The sequence below is a fragment of the Bartonella sp. AD328YNZD genome, assembly GCF_042196425.1.
The window spans coordinates 10,136-12,092 of sequence record NZ_JBHIQG010000011.1; the positions used below are offsets into that span (position 1 = coordinate 10,136).

General features: G+C 32.1%; 2 protein-coding genes and 1 pseudogene. All 3 read right to left on the reverse strand.

Annotated elements, in window-relative coordinates; all coding sequences use genetic code 11:
- Positions 1-227: pseudogene (locus ACFIO3_RS01310) on the reverse strand (shikimate dehydrogenase); the annotation flags it as partial.
- Positions 220-816: a Maf family nucleotide pyrophosphatase gene (locus ACFIO3_RS01315; RefSeq protein ID WP_375606096.1), complete on the reverse strand. Its 597-nt coding sequence runs from the start codon at positions 814-816 to the stop codon at positions 220-222. The pseudogene ACFIO3_RS01310 and the gene ACFIO3_RS01315, both read right to left, overlap by 8 nt.
- 12 nt (positions 817-828) lie before the next feature.
- Positions 829-1,653, reverse strand: coding sequence for a pyruvate, water dikinase regulatory protein (locus tag ACFIO3_RS01320; protein ID WP_375606095.1), 825 nt, complete (start codon positions 1,651-1,653; stop codon positions 829-831).
- Positions 1,654-1,957: the final 304 nt, after the last annotated feature.

Genomic DNA, 1,957 nt, shown 5'->3' on the forward strand with positions numbered 1-1,957 from the left:
TGTTTATGAGGCAAAGTAACATTTCCTCCACAAAAGCCCATTTTTTGTAAAGAAACAATAAAATGACTAAATTCTTCGGATGTTACTTCCTGTGCAAGGTATTCTCCTTGTAAACTATATTGTTTAAGCCAAAAATTGTGAATTCTTGGCGATTTTGAATGATGAATAGGAGAACCAACAACAAAAGCACGCGGATAATTTGTCTTTTTTATTATTAAGTTAACCATCAATAATTCCTAAGTGGCGCAATTTTATGAGTAGAGGCAGCAAAGGTAAACCAACAATGGTAAAAAAATCTCCTTCAATTTTTTCAAAGAGATGAATCCCTTCTCCTTCAATTTGATATACTCCTACGCTGTTTAGAACATCTTTTCCTACGCGTGCTAAATAACGTTCAATAAATTCTAACGAGAGTAAACGTACAGACATATGTGCACTAAAAGCTTCAACCCAAATTTTTTGACCATTTTTAAATAAAGCTACCGCACTATGAAGAGAATGGGTTTTTCCTGATAACTCACATAAACGTTGATGTGCTTCCTTAATATTTCTTGCTTTATGAAAAACTTTACCTTCCAAATCAAGAACTTGATCACAACCAATAACGAAAGCATCAGGAAAACGATCTGAAACATTTTTTGCTTTTGCACTTGCAAGAAAACAGCTAAGTTCTTTAGGTGTTTTTTCTTTTGTTGTTTTTTCTACTTCTCTCTCATCAAAAGAAGCGCCTTCAATTAAAAAATTTAAACCTGCCTTTTTCAACAACTGTGCACGATAAAAACTAAGAGATGCTAATATTAACGTATCTGCGTCCATGAGGATTTTCTCTCACTTTCCTTCACGAAATCGTGATAAAAGTTCAAATATTGCAGCAGCAGTTTCTTCAATAGAGCGCCTCGTGACATCAATAATAGGCCAACCAAAACGTTCGCAAATGCGTTTTGCATGGATTAATTCTTCAGCTATGCTGATACGATTAGTATAATTATCAAGAGCAAAACCTTCTCCTAAATCTCTATTTTGACGAATATGTGAGATTCTTTCAGCTGAAGCAATTAAACCAATAATTAAAGAATTTTTTACCTCTAAAAGAGATTCTGGCAAATCAATTCCTGGAATAAGAGGAACATTAGCCGTTTTGATTCCACGATTTGCTAAATAGATGCTTGTTGGCGTTTTAGAGGTTCTTGAAATTCCTACAAGAATTACATCCGCTTCAGATAAGCTACTGGAAGACTGTCCATCATCATGCTCTATTGTAAAATCCAGTGCCTCAATACGACGAAAATAATCTGCATTAAGATCATGTTGTGCACTAACACGTAAATGAGTTGGCATTCCAAGGTAAGACTGAAAAGCATTTAGAACAGGATACAATATATCAATACAGGGAACTTCTATTTTTTTGCATTTTTTTTGAAGGAGTAGTTTAAGTTCTTCATCAATCATTGTGTAAAGAACAATACCTGGCTCTTGTTGTATTTCATCAAGAACTTTTTGTAACTGTATTTTATTACGAATCATAGGATAGATATGCTCTGTTGCCTGACACATTGCATATTGGGATGCTACAGCTCTTCCAACAGAAATTAATGTCTCCCCCGTTGCATCAGAAAGCATGTGTAAATGAAAGAATTTTTTTTCTTTTGTCACAAAAATTTTAACTCCTTGTTAAGACATGTGTATATATTCTCACTGTTTTTTATAAAACTAAAATTTATGAAAAATTCTCCTTTTTTATGCACAAATTAAATGCTTGTGATAATATTATCCCTCTTATAAAAAAGAGGGGATAATATCTTTAAGATAGTGTTATTTTTATTCTTTTTTCAGTTCCTTTTGTGGATAAAATTGAGGATAAATAATAATCCACACTAAACACAGTTATAAATAAGAATAATCCTTTCTTTAATATAAATTTATTAATATAAATTTCTGTAAAAAATACTTTTGAATA

Excerpts from the sequence above, each read along its gene's own strand:
- ACFIO3_RS01315 (WP_375606096.1), bottom strand. The coding sequence starts at position 816 with ATGGACGCAGATACGTTAATATTAGCATCTCTTAGTTTTTATCGTGCA.